Below are 17,563 nucleotides of genomic sequence, written 5' to 3' on the forward strand. Positions count from 1 at the left end.
GGGGTCAGGACTGGAGGTCGACGACGATGCGCGTGACGCCACCGGACGTCATCGCCTCGAAGCCCTCGTTGATCTCGGCGAATGGGACGACCCGGGTGACCATCTCGTCGAGGAGCAGGCGCCCCTGCTGGTAGAGCCGGGCGAACTGGGCGATGTCCTCGCGCGCCTGGCCCGATCCCATGTACGAGCCGATGAGCCGCTTCTCCTCGAAGAAGAAGTCCAGGGCCGGCACGCTGATCTCGGTGCCGGCCGGGGCGATGCCGACGAGGCAGGCGGTGCCCGTCGGTCGCAGCAGGGCCAGCGCGGTCTGTGCGGTCCGGGCCGAGCCGACCGCCTCGAACGAGTAGTCGACGCCGTCACCCAGCAGACGGTGCAGCTCTTCAACCGTGTCGCCCTCTCCACCGTTGATCACGTCGGTGGCGCCGTAGGTGCGCGCGGCCTTGAGCCGGTCGTCATCGAGGTCGATGGCGACGATCGCCGACGCACCGGCGAGGCGCACGCCCTGGATGATCGCAGAGCCGACCCCACCGCAGCCGATGACCGCGACCGTGCTGCCGGGCCGTACCTGAGCGCCGCGGAAGACGGCGCCGACCCCGGTGACGATGCAGCACGACAGCAGGCACCCGACGTGCAGGGGGATGTCGTCGGGCAGCCGTACGAGCGCTCGCTCCCGCAGCAGGATGTGCTGCGAGAACGCGCCGATGGCGGCGAGCCGGTCGACCGGCCGGCCGTCGAGGGTCTCGAACGCGGGGCGTTGCCGGCGGCGTACCTCGTCGAGGCGCAGGCACTGGGTGGACCGACCGGCGTCGCAGTTGACGCACCCGCCGCAGGACGGGGTCAGGGCGCCCGTGACCCGGTCGCCGGGGCGGAGCGAGGTCACGGCCGAGCCGACCGCCTCGACGACGCCGGCGACCTCGTGCCCGACGACGACCGGGACGTCCGTCGGCACGGTCCCCGTCATGTAGTGGAGGTCGCTGTGGCACAGCCCGGCGTGGCTGACCGCGACCCGGACCTCGTGCGGCTCGGGGTCGTCGACGCGGATGTCGGTGAGCTCCAGCGGTGCGCCGATCTCGTTCAGCACGGCGGCTCGGGTGGTGATCATGCGGTGGTCTCCCTCGTGTTCCAGAAGCCGGCGACGCCGGCAGTGAGCAGTCCGCTCGCCCAGGCCTGATGGGCGGCGTGGTCCTCGCGCTCGAAGGCGGCCTCGACCTCGGCGGCCAGGGGCCGCAGCAGGGCGAGGTGGAGCGCGGTGGTGTTCCCCTCAGGGGTCCACGCGAGCACGGTGTCGACGGCGTGCTCGACGAGGCGGTCGGCCTCGACCACCTCGTCGAGCAGGCCGATCCGCAGCGCCTCCGCCGACGGGACCCGCGGCGAGCCGAGGACCATGCGCGTCGCGTGGTTGCCGACCAGGCGCCGGAGCAGCAGGCTGGTGGCGTTGGAGATGGTGAGACCGCGGGCGTTCTCCGGCTGGAAGTACTCGGTCGCCGGAGTGCCGATGCGGGCGTCGCAGCACAGCGTGATCTCGGAGGCGCCGCCCACGGCGAGCCCGTTGACCGCCGCGACCACGGGGACCCGGGTCTGCAGGATCGCGCGGGTGACGTCGTGGAAGCTCTCGAACGCCTCGTGGACCTCGGCCTCGGTGGTCGGCGCGTGCTTCAGGTCCTCTCCGGCGGAGAAGGCGCGGCCGCGGCCGGTGAGGACGATGCCGCGGACGGTCTCGCCGGTGCCGAGCTCCCGCACCAGCGCGGCCAGGCGCAGCCGCATGGCCACGGTGAGGGCGTTGAGCTTGTCGGGGCGGTCGAGCGCGAGCACCGCGACGTCGCGGACGACGTCGACGTCGATGTGGTCCTCACCGCTAGCAGGGATGGTCATGGTCAGCTCCTCGGTCGGGCGAAGTCGTAGGTGGTGCCGGGCTCGGCAGCGGCCCGGGCCTTGAGCGCGGGCTTCGAGACCCGCTCGGAGGGCGTACGCGGGAAGTCGGCGACGAACTCGACGAAGCGGGGCACCTTGAACCGCGCGAGCTGGGCACCGGCGCGCTCGAGGAGCTCCTCGGCGGTGACCCGGTCCGTCGTGACCCCTTCCCTGAGCTGGACGAAGGCCTTGACCTCCTCGCCCATGACCTCGTCGGGTACGGCGACGACGGCCGCCGCGACGACCCGGTCGTCGCGCTCGAGCGCGGCCTCGACCTCGGCACAGGCGACGTTCTCGCCACCGCGCCGCACCATGTCCTTGATCCGGCCGACCAGCTGGATGCCGCCGTCGGGACGGCGGACGACGAGGTCGCCGGTGTGCAGCCAGCCGTCACGCAGCACGTCGGCCGTGGCGTCGGGGCGGTTCCAGTACCCCTCCATCATCGGCACTCCCGAGATGACGAGCTCGCCCGGCTCCCCGGGCGGGACCTCCTTCCCCGGCTCGGCGGGATCCTCGACGCGTACCTGCTTGGACGGCACCGGACGGCCCAGGCTCCCGCTGCCGACGGCGGCGGTGTCGGCGAACGGGCTGAACAGGTCGATCCCTGACTCGGTCATCCCGTAGACCTCGCGCCACGGTGCGCCCCACCGTTCCTCGAGCTGCGCGTGGAGGGCGACCGGGATGCCCGAGCAGAGCACCATCCGCAGGTCGTTGTCCCGGTCCTCGGCGGTCGGAGGCTGCTTGAACAGCAGGGTGGGCATCGAACCGAGGACGTAGAAGAAGGTCGCGCGGTGGCGGCGTACGTCACTCATGAAGGTCGACGCGGAGAAGCGCGGCAGCACGACCAGCGGGGCGCCGAGCGTCAGGGCGAGCGCGGTGTTCCACTGCGGGTCCATGTAGGAGAACGGCTGCGAGGTGATGAGCACATCCTCGGCCCCGAGGCCCGTGGTCGCAGCGCAGATCCACCCCAGGCGGACCCAGTAGTCGTGGCTGAGCATGCAGGCCTTCGGGAAACCGGTCGTGCCCGAGGTGTACTGCAGGTTCGCGAGGGTCTCCCCCGCAACCGCCACCTCCGGCGCCGTGGCCGGGAACGGCTCCGACCCGTCGTCGGAGACGTCGACGAGACGGACTCCGGTCAGGTCCGGGTCGTCCGCCAGCACCTCGGCGACCAGGCCGGAGCGCTCGGCGTCGGTGAAGACGACACGGGCCCTGGAGTCCTTCAGGACGAAGGCCAGATCGGCGCGCTGGTAGGCACAGTTGACCGGCACCGCGACCGCGCCGGCCTTCAGCACGGCCAGCCAGGCCACCGGCCAGTTCACGACGTTCGGGAGCATGATCGCGACCCGGTCGCCCGGGCGGATGTCGTCGACCTCGATGAGCCGATGGGCCAGCCGGGAGGTCCAGGCGTCGATCTCGGCGTAGCTCCACGACCACTCCCCGAACCGCAGGAACTCCCGGTCCGCCGAGTCCCGTGCACGCTGCGCCAGCAGCTGGCTCAGCGTCGGGACGTCGGGGTCGTCGCTCATCCGTTCGGCCGTAACGACGGGTCCGGCCGTGACATGTGTTCTCACTGGGGCCTCCTCTGCTCCTGCGCGGCGGGTCCGTGGCCCGCGAGCCGCTGCACCGCCTGCTCGACGATCCACGTCAGCGCCGGGTCGTTGCTCTTCATCCATTCCGGGTGCCACTGGACGCCGAGGACCGGGCGCCCCGGCACCTCGATCGACTCGACCACCCCGTCGTCGGTCCGACCGGTCACGACCACCCCGACGCCGCACCGGTCGACGGCCTGGTGGTGCCACGAGTTGGTGATCGCGTCCTTGCCGAAGAGATCGGCGGCGATCGAGCCCGGCGCGAAGGTGACGACGTGGTCGAACGTGCCGTCGGTGGGCGCCGTCTCGGCCGAGAGATGGGCCACCGGACCGTCCGGAAGATGAGGCACGAGGGTGCCGCCGAGGGCGACGTTGAGGACCTGGAGGCCACGGCACACGCCGAGCACCGGGATCCCTCGCTCGAGCGCCGCGCGGACGAGCGCGATCTCGTACGTGTCCCGCTCGGCGTCGTGCACCATCGGGTTCGTCCGCGGGTCGACGTCGCGCACCACGGAGGTGTCGCCTCCCCAGCAGGACGGGTGCACGTCCTGGCCTCCGGTGATGATGACGCCGGAGAGCCAGGCGCAGACCGCCGACGCGTCGGTGTCGTAGGACAGGTGCACCGGCAGTCCGCCGGCCTCGGCGGTCCGGGTCGCGAAGTCCGACATGGAGGTGTCGATGCAGCGGTCGCCGTAGCGCGGGTCGGCCCCGTTCAGCACCGACAGCTGGAAACGACGTCCGGTGATGCCGATCAGCGGCCGCATCACCTCGGCCTCGTCGCGCGCGCTCACGGGAACTCGAAGTAGCGCTGGGACTCCCACGCGGAGAGCTCGACGAACGGGTCGCCGCCCTTGGTGTGGAACTCCATCCACTCCCATCGGCGCGAGGCGACCCAGAAGTCCACGAACTCGTCGCCGAGGTACTCCCGGAGCAGCGGGTCGGCGTCGAGGGCGGCCCCGGCCTTCGACATAGTGTCGGGGATCCGCGGCACCCCGCAGCCCTCCGGTAGGCACCAGGCCATGTCGGTGACCTGCGCGGGCGGCTCGATCCGGCGCTCGATGCCTGCCAGGACCCCAGCCAGCACGGTGGCCAGCGCGAAGTAGGGGTTCACGTCGGCTCCGGGCAGCCGGTACTCCAGGCGGGAGTACTTCGGGTGCCCGGTTATCGCCCGGACCGCGGCGGTCTTGTTGTTGACGCCCCAGCTGACGGTGGTCGGCGGTCCGGTGAGGTCGACGAGCCGGCGGTACGAGGTGATCTGCGGCATCACGACGGACGTCGCACCCGGCATCGTGGCCAGCAGCCCGCCGACCGCATGGCGCATCAGCTCGGACGGCCCGTCCTCGGCGAAGAAGCGATTCACGCCGTCGCTCTGGAGCGAGATGTTGATGTGCGCTCCCTGGCCGAAGCCGGCGGTCGGCTTGGCCATGAACGAGACGGTGTGGCCCAGCTCGTGGGCGACCTCGCGCATCACCTGCCGGGTACGGGCCCAGCCGTCGCCGAGCCGGACCGGATCGGTCGGCGCGAGGTTGAGCTCGGTCTGGCCGGGCGCCGCCTCGTCGGTCCACGCCTCCCAGGCGATGCCGACCTGGTCGAGCCGCTCGACCACGGCCTCCATGTAGGCGACCCAGTCACCCGACCGGGCGAGGTGGTACGTCGCCCCGGTGCTGCCGCCGAGCGGCGTGAGGTCGCGGTAGCCGCGCGCACGCGCCTCCTGCACCGATTCCTCGAAGAGGGTCGCTTCGATCTCGACGGCGACGGTGGCTGCGTACCCGTGGTCGGCCAGGCGGGCCACCAGCCCCCGCACGAGGTTGCGCGGGCAGATCGGCACCGGGGTGCCGTCCTTGAGCCAGTAATCGCCGATCACCGAGTCCAGGCCGGGTTTCCACTCCACGAGCGTCGACATGTCCGGGACCATCTGGATGTCGTAGATGTTGCCCCGCCAGTCGGGGAAGGCGTCGCCGAGGACGATCTCGTTGTTGAGGTCGATGGCGAACAGGATGTCGGCGAAGGCGAAGCCGGACTCCTTGCCGGCCTCGAACTTCTGCGGCGAGACGTTCTTGCCGAGGAGGCTGCCCTCGTGGTTGGTGGCCTCGAGGCGTACGGCCTTGCGGGCGTGTGCGAGCTCAGACATCGAAGCGGACCCTCCAGGAGGCTGCCGTCATCACGGACAGCTGGGACAAGGTGCCCTGGACCTGCACACCGGCGGCCAGGGAGGCGAGGAAGTCGTCGGCGCCGCTGAAGACGCCGGCGAGGAGGTCGGCGGGGCCGGCGACCAGATAGCTCGTCGGGCCGTCGCCGAAGCGACCGTGCTCGACACCGTCGGTCGCGTCCGCCTTGACGACGAGGACGTCAGGGATGCCAGGGATGTCGCGGGTGACCTCCCAGAACCGGGCGGCCGCTTCGCGCCAGTGGGGCAGGGGTGGCCGTAGCGCCCGCAGGACGCCGGCCGCCAGCTCGGCGTCGCCGATCGGCTCGTGGCCGGGGGCGAAGCGGGCATCGAGATCGACCACGACCGTGGCATCGGGCTCGGCGGTGGCGCCGGCGGCGACCTCGACGGCGCCGGCCCCGAAGACGAGCGTGGCCACCTGGGGGGTGTCGTGCGAGCGAACCACCACGGTGCCGGCGAGCCCGGCCGTCGCCTCCGGGGTGCGTGCCGAGGCCTCGCGCAACGTCCGCGCGAGGAGCCGGACGATCGGGATCGGGTCGTCCTCGACAGCGATGCCGGCCGCCCTGAGGCGCGCCGGTGGCGCCTCGATCGTCGTGCTCTCGGTCATTCCTCGGCCCTCCGGGATGGGTTCTGATCGAACTTAGTCATTTGACTCGGACTTTTGACCAACGATGGTGGGACCCAGATCACGCCTTGTCAACCACTTCGTCCAGATCCGCGAAACCGCCGAGACATCTTGCGGACACCTCTTGACGAGTCGTGACCCGTGTCACAAACTTAGTCATCCGACCCAATCAAATGACTAACTTCGTCTCTGGCAGAAGGGACACGACATGACGACCAGCAGCGCGTCCTCCGGCGGGCCGGTCAACGCTCCCCCGATCGACGGCCTCGACCGGGGCCACCTCAGCCGCAACCAGCTCGTCGGGCTGGCCCTGGCGTCGTACGTCCCGCCCGTCGGGCTGGCCTCGGTGCCGGCCCTGGTGCTGGTCACCGCCGGCAACGGCAGCTGGCTGGGTGCGCTGATCGCGGCTGTCGCGACGAGCCTGGTCGGCCTCTCGGTCATCACCTTCGCCCGCCGCCACGTGGTCACCGGGTCGCTCTACTCCTACGTCCCGCAGGTCTTCGGCCCCTGGGCACGCATCCTCGTGGGCGCCACGCTCTTCCTCGGCTACGTCGCCCAGATCGGCGCGATCGCCTTCCTGGTCGGCCTCTTCTCCGGCAGCTTCCTGCTCTCCCTCGGCGTCGAGGCGAGCTTCGACGTCGGCGTGCAGATGCTGATCTACAGCGCCGCCGTCCTGATCGCCGGCACCATCGCCTACCGGGGACTGGACACGTCGGTGCGCACCGCGGTCACGCTGGCCGTCGTCTCCGTGCCGCTGATGCTGGTCATCACCGTGGCCGCCGCCGCGAGCGCAGGTCTCGACCTCGGTGCCCAGCTCTCCCTCGAGGGCGCCACGCCGAGCGGCATCTTCCAAGGGGTCGCCGCCGGCGCGGTGTTCCTCGTCGGGTTCGAGAGCAGCACGGCGCTCGCGGCCGAGACCCGCGACGCGCGACGTTCCGTACCGCTCGCCGTGATGTGCGTGCCGGTAGGCCTGGGCGCCCTGTACGTCGTGGCGACCCTGCTTCAGGTGCCCGCACTCGTCGCTGCGAGCGACGCTCTCGCGGCCGGCACCTCCCCCGCCGCCGCCCTCGCCGTCGAGGGTGGCCTGGGCAGCAGCGTGGCGACCGCGACCGACCTGGTGCTCGCGGTCGCGACGTTCGCCGCCCTCATCGGGTTCGTCAACTACGGCTCACGCTTCGTCGCCACCCTTGCAGCCGACGGTCTGCTGCCCGCCCGCACCGGCCGCATCCATCCGCGCCATCACAGCCCCGCGGCCGCCGTCGTCACGATCTGCGTCCTCGGCCTCGGCGCGATCCTCGTCATGGTCGCGCTCAACCCCGACAACATCGTCGGTGTCTACAACTCGGTCGCGACGCTCATCGTCTACTTCTGGGTCGTCCCCTATCTGCTCATCTGCGCGGGCGCACTTCGGCTGCTCGGACGCGAGGGACGGCTCGGACCGCTCACCGTCATCGGCGCGGTCCTCGGAGCCGCCGCGATGGCCTGGATGTACCTCAACGGCCTCGTCAACCCGCCCGCCCCGCCGCTCGACGCGATGTCGTACGTCGCGGTCGCGGCCGCCGCCGCGGTGTTCGTGGCGTTCCTCGCCGTCGACCGCCTCGGCCGCGCCCGTCGTACCGCCAGTCACCAGACCCACCACTGAGAAGGAAGTGCAGCAATGAACCAGACCATCGCGACGGAGTACGCCGACATCGTCGTCATCGGCGCCGGCCTCTCCGGCATCGGCGTGGCGAAGCACCTGACGGAGGCGTTCCCCGACAAGGAGTTCCTCCTGCTCGAGGCCCGCGCCGCGGTCGGCGGCACCTGGGACCTGTTCCGGTATCCGGGCATCCGCTCGGACGACTCGGTGCACACCTACGGCTACGACTTCAAGCCGTGGCTGCACGAGGAGGCGATCGCCGGTGGAGACCTGATCCGTGAGTACATGGAGGAGACCGTCGACGAGTTCGGCCTCGACAAGATCCTTCGCCTGGGCCACAAGGTGACCGCGGCCGACTGGTCCAGCGAGGACGCGGAATGGACCCTGCATGTGACGGTGACCGACGAAGCGGGCAACGAGTCCGAGAAGGTCGTCCGGGCGAGGTTCGTCTTCAGCGGCACCGGCTACTACAACCACGACCAGGGCTTCGAACCCCGGTTCGAGGGCCGCGAGGACTTCCGGGGCGACATCCTCCACCCGCAGCACTGGCCTGAGGACTACGACTACAGCGGCAAGCGCGTGGTGATCATCGGCAGCGGCGCGACCGCCGTGACGATGCTGCCCGCGATGCTGACCGGTGACGGCGCAGCTGCCCACGTCACCATGCTGCAGCGCACCCCGAGCTACGTCGCGTCGATGCCCAAGGTGGACAAGCTCGCCCAGTGGCTCCTGAAGGTCTTCGGCCAGAAGGTCGGCTACGCCCTCACCCGCTTCAAGAACATCTGGCGCGACCACCTCCTCGTCTCGGTGCTCGTGAAGTTCCCGCGGTTCGGGCGAAAGCTCCTGCGCAGCATGACCGCCAAGGAGCTGCCGAAGGGGTTCGACGTCGACACCCACTTCGCGCCGCCGTACAACCCGTGGGAGCAGCGGCTGTGTGCCTGTCCCGACGGCGACTTCTTCAAGGCGATCCGCGACGGGAGCGCCGACGTCGTGACCGACCAGATCGATCGGTTCACGGAGAAGGGCATCCTGCTGAAGTCCGGCAGGACGCTCGAGGCCGACATCATCGTCACCGCGACCGGGCTGGTCATGCAGATGCTGGGCGGCATCCGGCCGACGGTCGACGGTGTCCCGGTCGACGTCGCCGACTCGGTGCTGTACCGCGGCTCGCTGATCTCCGGGGTGCCCAACTGGGCGATGATGCTCGGCTTCACGAAGGCGACCTGGACCCTGCGCATCCGCAACGTCGCCCGCCTCGCCATCGAGGTGATCCGCGAGATGGACGAGAAGGGGTACGACGTCGCCCTGCCCGTCGCGCCGGAGGGCATGCCCACGCAGGACCTCTTCGACCTCTCGGCCGGCTACATGCAGCGGGCGCGGGCGGAGCTGCCGCGCCAGGGCACCGGTGTCCCCTGGCAGATGCACACGACCTTCGTCAAGGACAACCGACTCTTCAAGGGGAAGCTGCTCCACGAGGACATCCGGTTCTCCGAGAAGCGCTCGACCCCTCACCTGACCAGCGTCGAGGTGGCCTCATGAGCACGGAACACGTCACCTCGAGCCAGCGCCTCCAACGGGCCTTCCTCGTCTTCCTGAGCCGCCTGCCCGCGAGTCTTCAGCGGATGCTGGCGAGGCCGGCCACGAACGCGGCGGGCGAGACCATGGCGCCCGATGTCGCGCTGCTGATGAAGCTCGGGGAGTCCGGACCGGACTACAGCGACCTTCCCCCAGCCCAGGCCCGGGCCACGACGGAGCGCGACCTGATGCTCTTCGCGTCCCGTATCGAGCCCTGCGCCGTCGAGGAGGAGATCGCGGTCTCGGACGAGGTCCAGCTCACCCGCTACAGCAACGGCACCCCGTCGCGAGGGCTGATCCTCTTCTTCCACGGCGGAGGCTTCGTGATCGGCAGCCGCGCGAGCTACACCGCGCCGGCGCGTATGTTCGCGCACGGCACCGGTGCCGACGTCGTCTCGGTCGAGTACCGCCTGGCGCCGGACGCCCCGTTTCCGGCCGCCCAGGACGACGCGGTCGCGGCCTGGCGGTACGTCGTCGCACACGCTGCGGACTGGGGCGTCGATCCGCACCGCATCGTCGTCGCGGGCGAGAGCGCCGGGGGCAACATCGCCGCCGTCCTGTCGCAGCAGGTGCGGGGCGAGGCCGTGCAGCCCATGGCCCAGGTGCTCATCCAGCCGGTGACCGACCTCGTGGAGCACCGCCCGTCGCAGGACGAGTTCGCCGGATCGCCCGCCCTGTCGGCCAAGCAGGTCGCCTGGTTCGTCCAGAACTATCTCCCGGAGGGGACCGACACGGCGGACCCGCGCGTCTCGCCGTACCGGGCCTCCAGCCTGGCCGGGCTTCCGCCGGCGATCGTCAACCTGGCCGGCTTCGACCCACTCCACGACGACGGGACGGCCTACGCGACCGCGCTGCTCGAGGCCGGCGTACCGGTCGAGGTCACCCGCGAGGCGGGTCTGGTGCACGGCTACATCTCCTACACCGCGGTCAGCCCGAGCTGCCGGAAGGCTACCGAGCGACTCGTCGCCTCGGTCTCGGCGGCACTCGACCGCACCGAACACATTGCTACGAAAGCGAGCTGACGACATGTCCGCATCACCCGAGCTCCGCGAGGAGACCCATGAGGTCGTCGTGATCGGCGCCGGCATGGCCGGCTTGATGGCCGCGACCACGCTCGCCGACCGCGACGTCGTCGTCCTCGAGGCGTCCGACCGTGCGGGCGGCCGCGTCGACACCGTCCGCAAGGGCGACTACTGGATCAACGTCGGCACCCAGTTCACCGAGGGCACCGGTCCGCTGATCGACGCCCTCCACCGACACCGGGTCCCGCTCGGCACCCTGGAGGGGAAATCGGTCGCCCTGAACCTCGGCGGCAAGCAGGTCGACACGTCCAACCCCTTCGCCCTGATGTTCAAGTCGAAGATGACCTGGCGCGACCGCTACGGCCTCGCCGTGGTCGGCGCACGGATCCTGGCGAACGTGCCGTTCCTCGAGATGAGCGAGCACAACCGGTGGGCCAACCGCGTACGCGCCAAGCTCGACCGCCGGCGCGCGGACTTCGTCCTGCGGGGCGTCTCCTCCGATCTCACCCGCGAGATGGTGCGGTCCTGGTCGGGTCAGTGGATGGGCTGCGAGCCCGAGGAGACCGCCGCCCGGCAGTTCGTCTTCTCCATGGGCATCCTGCTCACCGACCCGGAGAAGGTGCCGAACCTGACGCTGCCGGAGGGCGGCAACCAGACGCTGACCGACATCCTCGCCGAGGACCTCGGCGACAGGATCCGGCTCAGCTCGCCGGTGAGCACCGTGGAGTGGACCGATGACGGCGTGGTCGTCGACTACCAGGACGCGGACGGGCCCGCCCGCCTGCGGGCGCGCCGGGCGGTCGTGGCGGTGCCCGCGGACGTCGCGGTCAAGATCATGCCCGGGCTGCCGGCGGCGTACCGGAAAGCCTTCGAGTCGATCCACTACGGCCGCTACGTGGTGGTGGGCTTCTTCACCCACGAGGACGGCGAGCCGCAGCGCTGGGACGACTTCCTCGCCGTCTCGACCCCGGGTCGCTCGTTCCAGGCGATCTTCAACCACGCCGCCGCCGTACGCCGCGGGGACGTCCGCAAGCCCGGCGGCGCGCTGGCCTGCTTCGCGGGCGGCGCCGAGGCCGACAGGCTCTTCGAGCTCACCGACGAGGAGATCGTCGCGCGGTTCACCGCGGACCTGCTCGCGGTCTACCCGGAGCTCGAGGGCAAGGTCGACGCAGGCATCCTCCGTCGGCACCCGCGGGTCGTGCCGTTCTGGGGACCCGGCGGCCGCGCGTCGCTCGAGACCCTCAAGCAGAACCTCGGGCCGGTCCATCTCGCCGGCGACTACGCCCTCGACATGCCATCGCTGGCCGACGCCGCCGCCTCCGGCGAGCAGGCCGCGCACAAGGTGCTGGCCAGCCTCTCCTCCCACTGACACCACTCCCACACGAAGCCACCGAGGAAGTCACCATGCTGAACCTGTCGATCCTGCTCGAGGAATCGGCCCGCACGTATCCCGACCGCGACGCCCTGGTTCTGGGCTCCACGCGCCTGACGTACAGCCAGGTGGACGCCGCGGCGAACCACGTCGCGAACCTGCTCGTGGAACGCGGGGTCGCGCCCGGCGACAAGGTCGCCCTGATGTGTCCGAACCTGCCGTACTTCTCGATCGTGTACTTCGGCATCCTCAAGGCGGGTGCCGTCGTCGTTCCGCTGAACGTGCTGCTCAAGGCGCGCGAGGTCGCCTACCACCTCGACGACTCCGACGCGAAGGTGCTGTTCGCCTTCGAGGGCACCGCGGAGCTGCCCATCGGCGCCGAGGCCAAGGCCGGGTTCGACCAGGTCGACGCGTGCCGGGAGCTCTTCGTCATCACCGCCGACCCGGCCGCGTCCTCGCCGATCGCGGACACTTTCGCCCAGGCCGTCGCCGGTCAGCCGTCCTCGTTCGAGACCGTCGCCACCGACGAGGACGACACCGCGGTGATCCTCTACACCTCCGGCACGACCGGGCAACCCAAGGCTGCGGAGCTGCGCCACCGCAACATGCGCGACAACGCGCTGGCGAGCAAGGACCTGTTCGGGTGCGACGCGACCCGGCCGGACACCTACCTGTGCGTGCTGCCGCTGTTCCACTCCTTCGGCCAGACGGTCATCCAGAACGGTGGCTTCGCCTTCGGCGGAACCGTCGTGATGCTGCCCCGGTTCGAGCCGGGTCCTGTCATCGAGACGATGCTGAGGGAGTCGGTGACCGTCTTCGCAGGGGTGCCGACGATGTACTGGGGGCTGCTCGGTGCGCTGGACGGCGGCCCCGACGTGGAAACCCTGGCGAAGCACCTCCGCATGGCGATCTCCGGCGGCGCAGCGCTTCCGGTCGAGATCCACCGCGAGGTCGAGAAGCGGCTCGGCGTCACCGTGGCCGAGGGATACGGCCTGTCCGAGACGTCCCCCGTGGCATCGTTCGCACCGTACGGCGAGCCGCCGCGCCCCGGCTCCATCGGCAAGCCGATCCCCGGCGTCGCGATGAAGCTGATCGACCCCGCCTCCTCGGCGGAGATCGAGTGGTCGCCCGACGCGATCGGCGAGATCGCCATCAAGGGCCACAACGTGATGAAGGGCTACTACCGACGCGAGAAGGCGACCGCCGAGGTGATCGACGAGGACGGCTGGTTCCGCACCGGCGACCTCGCCCGGCGCGACGAGGACGGCTTCTACTACATCGTCGACCGGTCCAAGGACCTCATCATCAGAGGCGGCTTCAACGTCTATCCCCGTGAGGTCGAGGAGATCCTCGTGACCCACCCGGACGTGAGCCTGGCCGCCGTCATCGGCGTACCGCACGAGAGTCACGGGGAGGAGATCAAGGCGTTCGTGATCCTCCAGCCGGGTTCCACCCTCACCGCGGCCGACCTCGTCGCCTGGTCCAAGGCGCAGATGGCCTCGTACAAGTACCCGCGCATCGTCGAGCTCGTCGACAGCCTGCCGATGACCGCCACCGGGAAGATCCTCAAGCGCGAGCTGGCACGGATGACCCAGGCATCGCCACGACACCGGGCCGCCCAGGGATGATCGGGCGGGCCGCCGCGGCAGCATCCGATGGATCAGGTCAGGTCCGGGAAGACCGCGGCGGCTGTCGAGACGCGGACGACGTCGCGGAGGAACCGGGGGCCGACGCGGCGGTCGCCGGCCGAGCGGAGGCGCTTGATGAGCTTGCTCTGGAAGCGGTCGATCTCCTTCTGCTCCAGCGCAGCCCAGTGGTCGCTCGTACGCCGGTGGGGGTCGACGTCGAAGCGCTCGTCGATCGACTCGGCGACGACGGCCAGGGTGGTCGGGAAGACGTCGAGGAGTCGCACCGGCTCGCCATCGACGAGCGGTAGGCACTTCATCGGCCGCGGCCGGGAGAAGTCCGGGTAGGACACGGTCGCCGGGACGACCAGGCCCGGCTGGGCGAGCTCGAGGTCGATGAAGTCGTCGCTGCACCACTCCAGCCGCTTCGGCAGCACGACGGTCACGGTGGCGTCCCGGAGCCGCTCGGCGGACAGCTCGACACCGTCCACGGTCACCCCGCCCGGCCCTCGCCCGGTGCTGATCTCCAGGAGCGCGTTGGCGACGGGGAGCACGAAGTTCCTGGCGTATCCGGCAGCGAGGGCGTTGGCCACCGAGATCTGGGTCAGGGGTGCCTTGAAGAAGGTGGTCACCGGGTTCGCGGTGGCGTTCTCCCCCAGCGCCTCGAAGATCGATCTCACCGCGAGCAACCGCTGCTCGACCGTACGCCGGGACCCCTCGACATCGTCGAGGTCCAGGTCGAGCACGTCGAAGATGCGGCCGGCCGGTGACTCGGCGCTCCGGTCCCGGATGACGACGTCCGGGGTGCCGAGGCCCTGGGCGACGGTGAGCTCGTAGACGACGGCGGGATCGGCGTCGGTGATGTCGGCGACCACGACGTCGGCGAGCTCGAGCTCCTTGAGATCCTCACCGCGCATCCCGGAGGGCTCCGAGACGTACAGGGCGAGGTTCAGCTGCTCGAGCACCGGCCGCAGGATCCGCTCCCGGACGACGTCGCGCTGAGCCTCGGTGGTCGTGCTGGGCTGCAGCAGTACGCAGCGACCGCGCGTCGGTCTCACGGCGGCGCTGACCATCTCCTCCCAGTAGTCGACGATCCGGGCCAGTGGCATCGCGAACGCCTGGCGGCCGCCCTCGGCCTCGACCTGGATGCCGATCACCGCGCCGGCGAGATCGCTGTAGACCGCGGCGCCGCTGAACCCGGTGACCGCCAGGGTCGTCGTCTCGTACTGGAAGTAGTAGGCCCACGAGCTGCTGGTGCGCAGGTAGTTGCCGGCCGGTGTCAGTACGCCCGTACCGCCGCTCTGGGCACTGCGGAGGTTGTCGCCGTAGCCGCGTGCGCGGACCCGACCGTCGGCCTGCGTGACGAGGGTGAAGGGTAGCGGCCGCCGGCCGTTCGGGCGGTCGAGCCTCAGCACCGCGAAGTCCTGCGCGGCGGGCTTGTCGTGGACCGCTGGGATCACGAACGTCGCCCGTTCGTCGGCATCGGCGTCGGGAAACCTCACCCACACCTCGCCCTGCGCGGCGAGCGGCGCCACCACGTGGCCGGCGGTCAGCAGATGACCCTCCTCCGTGCCCAGCCAGGCCGTGCCGATCGTACGTCCGTCCGGACCCGCCAGCACGGCACAGGTCGCCTGTGCGAGGAGCTCCCCGACCTCCATCACGACCGGTCGAAGTCCCAGGTCAGCGTGGCCTTCACCGACCCCTGACCCTGCGCCTTCATCACCCAGACGTCGGCGCCGCTGGTGAACGAGAACGCCAGCTCCAGCGACACCGTGCTGGGCCCGTCGGGCGAGGCCGCGAGCGCGCTGCCGAGGTCCGCCGCGACGTCCTGGAGTACCCGTTTGAGCGAGCCGTAGGCGTCCTCGATCCGGCTGCTGGTCTCGGTGGTGCCGAACTCGTCGGTGACCCCGCCGACCGCTGTGCCCGGGCCGTCGTCCGACGACTCGATCAGGATCCTCGACGTGCCGATCTGAACCGGCGTGTAGTCCAACGCTCTCCTCCTCGTGGATCGAACCCACGCAACCGTAGAGGAGCCGCGGGTGACGCGTAAGGGGTTTCGCGATGCTCCCAGTACGGTTGGCGCGTGATCGACGTACCTGCCGGTGGCACCCTCACGATCGGCGCTCCCAGCCTGGTCCTCCTCGTCGGCCCGTCGGGCTCGGGCAAGTCGACCTTCGCCAAGCGGATCTTCGGTCCGTACGAGGTCGTCTCAAGCGACCACTGCCGCGCCCTCATCGCCGACTCCGAGGAGGACCAGTCGGTCACGCCGCAGGCCTTCGACCTCGTCCGCTACATCGCTCAGGCGCGTCTGGAGGCCGGCCGGATCGCGGTCATCGACGCCACCAACGTCCACGCGCACGCCCGCCGTCGCAACCTCGAGCTCGCCGAGAAGACCGGGGTCGAGATCGTCGCCCTCGCCCTCGACGTCCCGCTCGAGGACTGCCTGGCGCGCAACGCCTCACGGGTGGGCCGCGTCGTCCCCGAGGCGGCCATCCGGGAGCAGCGGGCTGACATGGACACGACCCTGGCCCGCCTCGACGGGGAGGGATTCAGCCGCGTCTATCGCCTCGACGTCGCGGCGATGGCATCGGTCAGGCTGATCCGCCACCAGGAATGACACCGCCGGACTCGCCCGGCGCCGGGACCTACTCGCTCGCCGCGAGGAAATCGCGAAGCGCGAGAGGCTCGCGCCCGGTGAGGGTCGCCACGGCGCTGCTCACTCCGTCGAGCTCACCTGCGGCGATGGCGGTGTAGGTGGAGACCCAGGCGTCGTACTGCCAGTCGGGCGCCTCCCATCGGCGACGCGAGGCATAGGCCTCCTCGATCGTCTCGTCGTGATAGCGCACCTCACGCCCACGATGCTCGGAGAGGATGTCGGCGACCTCGCTCATGGTGAGCGCCTCGGGCCCGGTGAGGTCGTAGGTGAGCCCGCGGTGGCGCTGGGGCGCGGTGAGCGTCGCCACGGCGGAGCGCGCCACGTCGGCCCGTGCGACCGGCACGAACCGCCCGTTGCCGGCCGGACCGCGGATGACGCCGTCCTCACCGACCAGGGAGGGGAGGAAGTCGAGGTAGAAGTTGTCGCGCAGCAGGGTGTAGCCCATCCCGCTCGTCTTGATCCGCTCCTCGGTCGCGAAGTGGTCGCGCGCGAGCGTGAAGATCGCATCCGGCGCGGCGCCGAAGAAGGACGTGTAGACGATGTGCTCGACCCCGGCCGCCGCGGCGGCGTCGACGAAGGTGAGGTGCTGCTCCAGGCGGTCCGCCGACTCGGAGGCCGAGACCATGAGCACGGTCTGCACACCGTCGAGAGCCGCCACCGCAGCCTCTTTGTCGCCGTAGGTGACCGCGAACGCGTCGGCTCCGGGGACCTCAGGAGCCCTGGCGGTGTCGCGGACCAGGAGACGGAGCGCCGCGCCGGAGCCCCCGAGCGCGCGGGCGACGTGACCGCCGACGAAGCCGGTGGCGCCGGTGACCGCGATGGTGGGGCGGGTCGTCATTCCGCCTGATCCCGCAGTGCGGCGAGGGCCTCGTCGGCGTGGATCTCGGCCTTGAGCATGCCCTCGACGACGGCCTTGATCCGGCCGTCGGTCCCGATGGCGAAGGTCGTACGCTGCAGCGGCCCGAGCTTGCCGAGGAGGCTGGGCTTCACGCCGTAGAGGTCGGCGACGGATCCGGCGGGGTCGGAGAGGACGGGGTAGTCGAGGTCGTGGTTGGCGGCGAAGCCGGCCTGCTTCTCCACGCTGTCCTTGCTGATCCCGAGCCGGTGGGCGCCGAGCGCCTCGAACTCCCCGGCGAGGTCGCGGAAGTGGCAGGCCTCCTTCGTGCACACCGGCGTCTCGGCGGCCGGGTAGAAGAAGAGCACCACCGGACCCTTCTCGAGGAGCGGGGCGAGGGAGACGGACGTACCGTCCTGGGCGGGGAGCGTGAAGTCGGGCGCGACGGCACCGGTCTCGAGCGGCATGGCGTCAACCTACTCCGCAGGTCCACACCCCCTGGCCGGATACTGGGTGCCGACGAAGTCCGCCGCACCCAGGAGCCCCA

Annotated in this window: 16 protein-coding genes; 6 read left to right on the forward strand and 10 right to left on the reverse strand. The window is 70.6% G+C overall.

Features of this window, described 5'->3' with window-relative positions:
- Positions 1-4: 4 nt before the first annotated feature.
- Genes ACWZJV_RS03895 through ACWZJV_RS03920 form a run of 6 tightly spaced genes read right to left on the reverse strand, consistent with a single transcriptional unit; the run spans position 5 to position 6,274 of the window.
- Positions 5-1,102, reverse strand: coding sequence for a Zn-dependent alcohol dehydrogenase (locus ACWZJV_RS03895; protein ID WP_457180284.1), 1,098 nt, complete (start codon positions 1,100-1,102; stop codon positions 5-7).
- On the reverse strand, positions 1,099-1,872 hold the full coding sequence (locus ACWZJV_RS03900; protein ID WP_457180285.1) for an enoyl-CoA hydratase/isomerase family protein: 774 nt from the start codon (positions 1,870-1,872) through the stop codon (positions 1,099-1,101). Before ACWZJV_RS03900 ends, ACWZJV_RS03895 begins: the two co-directional genes overlap by 4 nt.
- 2 nt (positions 1,873-1,874) lie before the next feature.
- On the reverse strand, positions 1,875-3,437 hold the full coding sequence (locus ACWZJV_RS03905) for a class I adenylate-forming enzyme family protein (protein WP_457180286.1): 1,563 nt from the start codon (positions 3,435-3,437) through the stop codon (positions 1,875-1,877).
- 41 nt (positions 3,438-3,478) lie between these two features.
- Entirely contained in the window at positions 3,479-4,291 is an 813-nt protein-coding gene (locus ACWZJV_RS03910; RefSeq protein WP_457180287.1) for a gamma-glutamyl-gamma-aminobutyrate hydrolase family protein, read from the reverse strand.
- On the reverse strand, positions 4,288-5,631 hold the full coding sequence (locus tag ACWZJV_RS03915; protein ID WP_457180288.1) for a glutamine synthetase family protein: 1,344 nt from the start codon (positions 5,629-5,631) through the stop codon (positions 4,288-4,290). Before ACWZJV_RS03915 ends, ACWZJV_RS03910 begins: the two co-directional genes overlap by 4 nt.
- Positions 5,624-6,274 carry a hypothetical protein gene (locus tag ACWZJV_RS03920; RefSeq protein WP_457180289.1) on the reverse strand — a complete coding sequence of 217 codons (651 nt, stop codon included), beginning with the start codon at positions 6,272-6,274 and terminating at the stop codon, positions 5,624-5,626. Before ACWZJV_RS03920 ends, ACWZJV_RS03915 begins: the two co-directional genes overlap by 8 nt.
- 226 nt (positions 6,275-6,500) lie before the next feature.
- On the opposite strand from ACWZJV_RS03920, the gene ACWZJV_RS03925 reads away from it, so the two are divergent.
- The 5 genes from ACWZJV_RS03925 to ACWZJV_RS03945 are packed head-to-tail and all read left to right on the forward strand — an operon-like array spanning position 6,501 to position 13,528.
- Positions 6,501-7,934, forward strand: a complete 1,434-nt coding sequence (locus ACWZJV_RS03925; protein ID WP_457180290.1) for an APC family permease — start codon at positions 6,501-6,503, stop codon at positions 7,932-7,934.
- 15 nt (positions 7,935-7,949) lie between these two features.
- Positions 7,950-9,470 (forward strand): flavin-containing monooxygenase, encoded by a 1,521-nt coding sequence (locus ACWZJV_RS03930; protein WP_457180291.1) that lies wholly within the window; start codon positions 7,950-7,952, stop codon positions 9,468-9,470.
- A complete protein-coding gene (locus ACWZJV_RS03935; protein WP_457180292.1) occupies positions 9,467-10,528 on the forward strand; it encodes an alpha/beta hydrolase in 1,062 nt (353 codons plus the stop codon). The genes ACWZJV_RS03930 and ACWZJV_RS03935 overlap by 4 nt, the downstream gene beginning before the upstream one ends.
- A gap of 4 nt (positions 10,529-10,532) precedes the next feature.
- A complete protein-coding gene (locus tag ACWZJV_RS03940) occupies positions 10,533-11,897 on the forward strand; it encodes a flavin monoamine oxidase family protein (RefSeq protein WP_457180293.1) in 1,365 nt (454 codons plus the stop codon).
- Between the two features lie 35 nt (positions 11,898-11,932).
- Positions 11,933-13,528, forward strand: a complete 1,596-nt coding sequence (locus ACWZJV_RS03945; protein WP_457180294.1) for a long-chain-fatty-acid--CoA ligase — start codon at positions 11,933-11,935, stop codon at positions 13,526-13,528.
- Between the two features lie 32 nt (positions 13,529-13,560).
- On the opposite strand, the gene ACWZJV_RS03950 is transcribed toward ACWZJV_RS03945, so the two are convergent.
- Positions 13,561-15,183 (reverse strand): STING domain-containing protein, encoded by a 1,623-nt coding sequence (locus ACWZJV_RS03950; protein ID WP_196873601.1) that lies wholly within the window; start codon positions 15,181-15,183, stop codon positions 13,561-13,563.
- Positions 15,183-15,515 (reverse strand): CU044_2847 family protein, encoded by a 333-nt coding sequence (locus ACWZJV_RS03955; RefSeq protein WP_196873600.1) that lies wholly within the window; start codon positions 15,513-15,515, stop codon positions 15,183-15,185. The genes ACWZJV_RS03950 and ACWZJV_RS03955 overlap by 1 nt, the downstream gene beginning before the upstream one ends.
- A 93-nt stretch (positions 15,516-15,608) precedes the next feature.
- Here ACWZJV_RS03955 and ACWZJV_RS03960 point away from each other — a divergent pair, with 93 nt between their 5' ends.
- Positions 15,609-16,142 (forward strand): AAA family ATPase, encoded by a 534-nt coding sequence (locus ACWZJV_RS03960; protein WP_196873599.1) that lies wholly within the window; start codon positions 15,609-15,611, stop codon positions 16,140-16,142.
- A gap of 28 nt (positions 16,143-16,170) precedes the next feature.
- Here ACWZJV_RS03960 and ACWZJV_RS03965 read toward each other — a convergent pair whose 3' ends face one another.
- Positions 16,171-17,019: an SDR family oxidoreductase gene (locus tag ACWZJV_RS03965; protein ID WP_457180295.1), complete on the reverse strand. Its 849-nt coding sequence runs from the start codon at positions 17,017-17,019 to the stop codon at positions 16,171-16,173.
- A complete protein-coding gene (locus ACWZJV_RS03970; RefSeq protein ID WP_008357612.1) occupies positions 17,016-17,483 on the reverse strand; it encodes a peroxiredoxin in 468 nt (155 codons plus the stop codon). Before ACWZJV_RS03970 ends, ACWZJV_RS03965 begins: the two co-directional genes overlap by 4 nt.
- Positions 17,484-17,563: the final 80 nt, after the last annotated feature.

Source organism: Nocardioides sp. WG-D5 (assembly GCF_054031175.1).